The following is a 6,002-nucleotide window of genomic DNA, read 5'->3' as shown; positions in this document are numbered from 1 at the left end:
ACTTCGGACTTCTTTTTTTATCTTTTTTTTGAGCGCTTATCCCGAATTGGGGTTATTTAGTATGAAGTCCCGCTTTCTGTGCAGCACAGTGAATCATAAGGTGTCTTTTTTGGGGTTGAGCAGGTGATTGAATGCCCAGATACTGATGCGAGCGCTGACCAAAGACAGCAATACGATCATTACCAGTGCCGAGAGTAGTGGTAACGGCCGCTGCTTTGTCATCTCAAATAATACCTCACGACTGACTTGGTCAAATAATAAAAACCACACACCCAAAAAATACAAGACAGTGAGCAGCCAAACGGCCATGATGCCGCCGAGCATCAAACGATTGATTTCATTCTTTTGCAGGGCGCGATGCTGATGTTTGATAAATTTATGCACTGCGATATAAGCACCGATGGCGATCGAAAGCACTGTGACCAGTTGTGCATTTAGCGTTAGTTTGGTTTGTATCATCATAAATATCGCGCTGGCAAGAACATAACCAATCGAGAAAAACCCGATATATTGTGTCAGCTTCGGTTGTGTTGACTCAAGCGGCACTGTTGAGTGGCGGTCTGTATGAGCGTTGGCCTTGCTGAGATTGGGTGTCTTGCGTGACATAAATGAGCCTTAATAAAGGTGAAAACGAGCAATTAATGTAACTATCAATATTGTCAGTATCTAATAGCATCGGAATACAGGATATCAAGGTATGTGGCATCAAGAAATCCAACATCAAGACCTATCGTCTGCAGATCATTATCTGAACGGTAATTCGTTCCAATGGTACTTCATCTAAACGGCATTTCATTTAAACGGCATTTCATTCTACAAGATAGCTGGCAATGCACAAATACATCAGTGCTGAGCTGTCCAGTCAAGCATCGTATCTAGCACGGTTCGGGCAGCATAGGTATTAAGTGCCTCGTCCTTGTTAATGAGCCCTACGACGACGTAATCTTGCCCAGATAGCCCCTTGACATAACCTGCCATCGAAGTGACGTTATTTAACGTACCAGTTTTTATCCATGCACGACCGATGGCCGCTGACTCAGGCAAGCGGCTACTATGAGCAGTAATCGTACCGCTGACGCCTGCAACTCCCAGCGAGTTGACATAAGCGGAAAAGCTTGGGTGATGATAAGCGTATGTGAGTAACTCATTTAAGTTGGCAGCGGTTATCGTACAGTCTCGGCACAGCCCTGAGCCGTTGGTCAGATGTGGTGCTGGTGTTTGCAGGTGGTGGTACCACCAGTGGTCGATGGTCTGTAATGCTGATGAATATTCAGCTGTAGCGGGTTTACCAAACTGGTATAAGCTGGTCGCGTCATGATCGGTTGTTGGCTCTTTTGCGATTATCCCGTCAGTCGTTGGTGCATAGGAACCAATCGATAATGCCAGTTGTTCAGTCATGACGTTATTTGAGAAGTGATTGATATCATAAATTTGCTGAGTTAAGTCAAGGGATGGGTAGCTGACCAGCGGTAGTGGTGACATCGGTAATGCGGATAGCGCCACGGGTGGTTTTTTTCGATTTGTCGTGCCGTAAGGGGTTTCTTGGGTGACGATATTGCCGTTTAAGGTGTTGCCCAGCTCTTGCCATTTGCTCGCGATGACTCGTGCCGTGAAATCTTTGGCGTCTGGGTAAGCGACATAAAAAGTGTGCGCTTGACAGCTGTCTGGCAGTGCAGCATTTAGTACCAGTTGGTTTTTTTGCCATTGCGGTGCCAAGCTGTAGCTTGCTTGACCGCAGCCCGCTGAGCGTGTGCTGACTGTATTTGGCAAATGGTAGTCTGCCAATCTTGGCGTATAAGTCAGCTGTGCTTGACCATTATCTAGCGGATAGCTTTTGATGGCGATGGTGCTAAAGTTGACCAAGAATCCATCAGGGCTAGCGTTGTACGGACGTAGCGGTGCGTTATCAAAAGCGGCAGGGTCTTTACTGACGCCATCAAACACTGAGCTGTCGACAATGATGTCTCCATCGATATGACGAATTCCCGATGCTTGGACTTTATAGAGCAGCTGCTTCAAGCGCTCATGGGTCATTTTTGGGTCGCCACTGCCTTGAATAATCAAGTCGCCGTGTAGTTGGTCGCCGATGACCACACCCGTATGGTAGACGCGAGTATGCCACACAAAATCTGCGCCTAGTGTATCCAAGGCAATAAAGGTGGGTACGAGTTTCATGGTGCTAGCAGGTGTGCGCGCGATATCAGATTGATGATCCAGCAGTGGTAAAAATGGGTGCTCTGTCGATGTTGTTGTTAATGTTGTATTGGTACCTTTATTACTGGGAGGATTGCTGTTTGTCTGGTTCGCATCGTGGTCGGTCGCTAGGTTGTGATCGACATTTGGGTGTTGATTATCTGATAGTACTGTCGGGATACTTTCTAGGCTTTGAGAAGTGTAAGCATCATCGGTATTGTCATGCAGTCGTTGCTCATGCTCTTTGATGGTTCGTTTTTCAACAGTCACTAAGGTACTTTTGCTGACATCATCATCAATACCAGTGTCGTTGTCGTTGTTATCATTGTTGTCGGCAGTATCTGCTGTTGATTGGTTGTCAGGCTCACTACTATCGATGATCTGAATCGCAGCTGGCAAGCGGCTGGTGTTTTTACTACCCACGGGCGTGATGACGATGCTGATGTCTGCTGCTGTCAAACCTGCTTGTGACATTGCTGTTTGGATGGCTTCTGGCAATGTAGCTTGCACACTTAGCGGTAGAGCCATGACGCTGGTTAATAAAGCAAGTTTTGATAGGCGTTTGCTCGACTGCTGATATGATCGCATTTGGTCACAGATAGTTGTTTGGCAGGCTATGGAGCTAGGTGGGTTGTGGCGTGTAGGAGTGGGTCGCATGGTCGGCATTCATCAGGTGGTATAAACGCTCTATAGTAACATGAGTTGGTTTTTTCACGTAGATGCAGAGCACTGATTTTGAGGCAGTGACAGCTGGTTGAAAATTCGATGAGTGCTATTATAGTGGCTGTGGCTGGCTTGGTTCAATATCGCAATGCCCTATGTGGACGGGCATTAGCGCAGGTGGAAAAATGCCATGGCCGTCATGATGGCGTCATTGTATGCATCATGAGAGCCCAAGTTAGGAATGTCATAATGCGCTAAAATACTGGCCAGACTCTGCGACTTATTAGAGAATCCTTGGATTTGACTGCCCATACGTCTACTGTATAGCTGCCGAATATCAATCACTGCATTGGGTAGGGTAGTGCCCATATAACGTTTGACTAACGGATTTAAAAAACCGATATCAATCTGAGGACAAAACCCCACAACTGGTCGATTGCCTATAAAAGGCAACAACAAGGACAGCATTTCATCATAACTCATGCCGTGTTCTACATCGGCGGTACGCAGACCATGAATCACAATGGTGTCACGGTCTGGCATCACAGGTGGTTTGCAGACCAGATGTAGACCACTACCAGTGTCAATACTGTTGGCGTTGATGTGAATCGCCGCGACCGAGAGTACGTGGTGTTTTTTTGGGTTTAGTCCTGTCATCTCACAGTCGATAGCCACCCATTGATCAGGCGCAGGTTTGTCAAACATCGATGCTAACTCTGGACGTTGAAGATGTTTTTTATTCCAAGCGTTAGCAAGCGGTTTTAGCCAACTTATACTCATATTAGCTGCCCATTTATCTAAGATAATTTATTCACGATGATTCGTTCATGACGGTTCGTTGCCGATGGTTCACTTAAGAAGAAGCATTCATAATATTAACGTTTAAATCTACGCCTTAGTTGCCCTAGTTACTTTAGTTGCCTCTAAAGCTTTATGCGATAGCCAACTGATAGTGTTGTTGCAGCTCATTTTTAAAGCTTTTGACGACTGTTAGGCACTCTTTTAACAAGTCCCGCTCAAGGGCGGTTAAGGTTGTAGGGTTGACCTGCCGAGCATGTCTATCATCGGTTGATATGGCGACGGAGAGCCGCTGTGCCATAAAAAACTCTAGGGCTTCTAATAAATTGGCGGCGCGTTCTTGGTTTATGATACCGGCTTGTACCAACGCCTTAAGACGGTTTTTTGTGCTAGAGACGTCTAATATGTCGTTTTCTAATGCAAAAGCACGAATACCATGCACCAATGGAAAAATTCCAGCTTTTTTCAAATCGATATCTTGCGATACGGCCTTGCCGCCTAGTAAAGGCGCAAACTTTTGCCACCATTGATTGACGTCACCAAATTGTAGCGCTGCTCGTGCAAACTGCCGGACAAACATAGGATCTGATTGTTGGTGAGCGGTTTTTAGATGTCGTCGAACCTCCTGCAGTAGCGACTCATCACCACAGACATAGTCAGCATCGAGTATGGCTGATAAATAAATACCGTGCATCGGATCGGTATTGTTAAACCATAAACTGATTTGTGCGGTGAATTGTTCTATCGGCTGTCGCCACATAGGGTTGGTCATCATGATATTGCCATCGCATAGTGGATACCCAAGGTTGGCTAATTGACTATTAAAAGTATCTGCAAACTGTGGCAAGTCAGGATGAGTATAGCCATCACGAATGATGAGCGCGTTGTCTTGGTCGGTACGCATGATTTGCTCACCACGACCTTCTGATCCCATGACGATGACGCAAGTATTGTCGTGTACTTCGTTAGGTACGATCATTTGCCAGAGCTTGGTAAACACCTGCGCGTTGAGAGTCTGTACCATACGGCTGATATTGCCGATTTTGACACCATTTTGATGTTGTGCGCGAATATAACGACCAATCTGATCGACAGCGGTGGCTAAGCTAGAAAAATCCTTGGCTTGTTCGATTTGAATACTGATGAGCTGAGAGTGATGACCAATATGAGCGAGCATGTCACTTTGTCCAAGCACACCTGAGACATCGCCATGGTGGTCAATGACCGGTAGCCTGTGAATACGATAGCGAGTCATGGTGAGCAAGGCATCGCCGATTTCATCGTTGGCATTGATGGTGCGTAGGTTGAAATTGGCGTAACGCTCGCAAAGGGTGGTGGCGGGGTTTTGTTGCTCACTGACTGCACGACAAATATCAGTGTCGGTCAAAATACCTAAGAGATGACCTGTTCCGGATGGCTTATGATGAGCGTGATTTGAGGTATCAAGTGGGCGCACCAGTACATGTTTTAGGCCTGCTTTGGTCATTACGTCTGCCGCGTCAAACAAGCTCTGACTGGCATCGACGATGTGCACGGGCAACAAATGGACGTCAATCACGGGTTGGAGCATGATTTGCTGTACTTCTTGCTGATCGTCGTAGCCGTAGGAGGTTGTGGGCTTTTTACTGCGTCGTTGTTGTAGTGCTTTTAGTTTTTCTGGCAGTTTGTCTGAGAGGATCTGCCGTATTAAATGGTTTTGTGCACTGATTTTGTCCACTGCAGTACCGCTGACTTGTAGCAGCAACGTATCTTCAACCGCATAGAATTGATAAGGTTGAGTGGTTTCTGTGGTTGCCACCGTTTGGGCTTGTAATTTTTCGGACTGCTTATTCGTGGATTTGGGCAATCGGCGGCTATCAAACCAATCGTTGTTGTTGAGCTCATCGGAATGATTGCTCCCTAAGTAGGAAGCGACAAAACGGTCATCAAGACGTTGCTCAATCTGGCCTTTCATGACCACATACAAGTGTTGCAACTCTTCTGTTGGTAGCCTTTCGTTTTTTTCCAGATAGCGGATGCTGGTGTTTTTTCTGATACTTTGACGCTCGGACAAGGTCAGTACATCAAAGGGGGGGTGGTTAAAGTCAATGTGGGGCATGGCATCATCCTTGATGGCATATAGTCAGCTAATAGTAGCTTTACTATAGCACTATTCAAATAAAAAACCTTCAATAACCACAGTAAAATTGTGGCATTGAAGGTTTTTGTTTTTTTGATAGGTAACGGTTATCTGTTAATACTTATGTCGTTCATGCCTGTATCGTTTATACCTGTGTTGTTCAATACCATGCACTAAGTAATACCAAACCCAACAATTAAAGTTGCGCCCAAGCACGAGCAGTTAACGA

Annotated in this window: 4 protein-coding genes; all 4 read right to left on the bottom strand. The window is 45.9% G+C overall.

Annotation, left to right across the window (positions count from 1 at the left end):
- Window positions 1-93: 93 nt before the first annotated feature.
- Window positions 94-606: an ABZJ_00895 family protein gene (locus tag L0J61_RS08465; protein WP_301466012.1), complete on the bottom strand. Its 513-nt coding sequence runs from the start codon at window positions 604-606 to the stop codon at window positions 94-96.
- A 237-nt stretch (window positions 607-843) separates the two neighbouring features.
- Window positions 844-2,850: a D-alanyl-D-alanine carboxypeptidase/D-alanyl-D-alanine-endopeptidase gene (locus L0J61_RS08460; protein ID WP_301466011.1), complete on the bottom strand. Its 2,007-nt coding sequence runs from the start codon at window positions 2,848-2,850 to the stop codon at window positions 844-846.
- A gap of 174 nt (window positions 2,851-3,024) precedes the next feature.
- A complete protein-coding gene (locus tag L0J61_RS08455) occupies window positions 3,025-3,636 on the bottom strand; it encodes a 3'-5' exonuclease (RefSeq protein WP_301466010.1) in 612 nt (203 codons plus the stop codon).
- A 151-nt stretch (window positions 3,637-3,787) separates the two neighbouring features.
- Window positions 3,788-5,752: a DUF294 nucleotidyltransferase-like domain-containing protein gene (locus L0J61_RS08450; protein ID WP_301466009.1), complete on the bottom strand. Its 1,965-nt coding sequence runs from the start codon at window positions 5,750-5,752 to the stop codon at window positions 3,788-3,790.
- Window positions 5,753-6,002: the final 250 nt, after the last annotated feature.

Source organism: Psychrobacter sp. (assembly GCF_030457785.1).
Classification (GTDB): domain Bacteria; phylum Pseudomonadota; class Gammaproteobacteria; order Pseudomonadales; family Moraxellaceae; genus Psychrobacter.
This window is presented reverse-complemented; position numbering and strand designations above follow the sequence as displayed.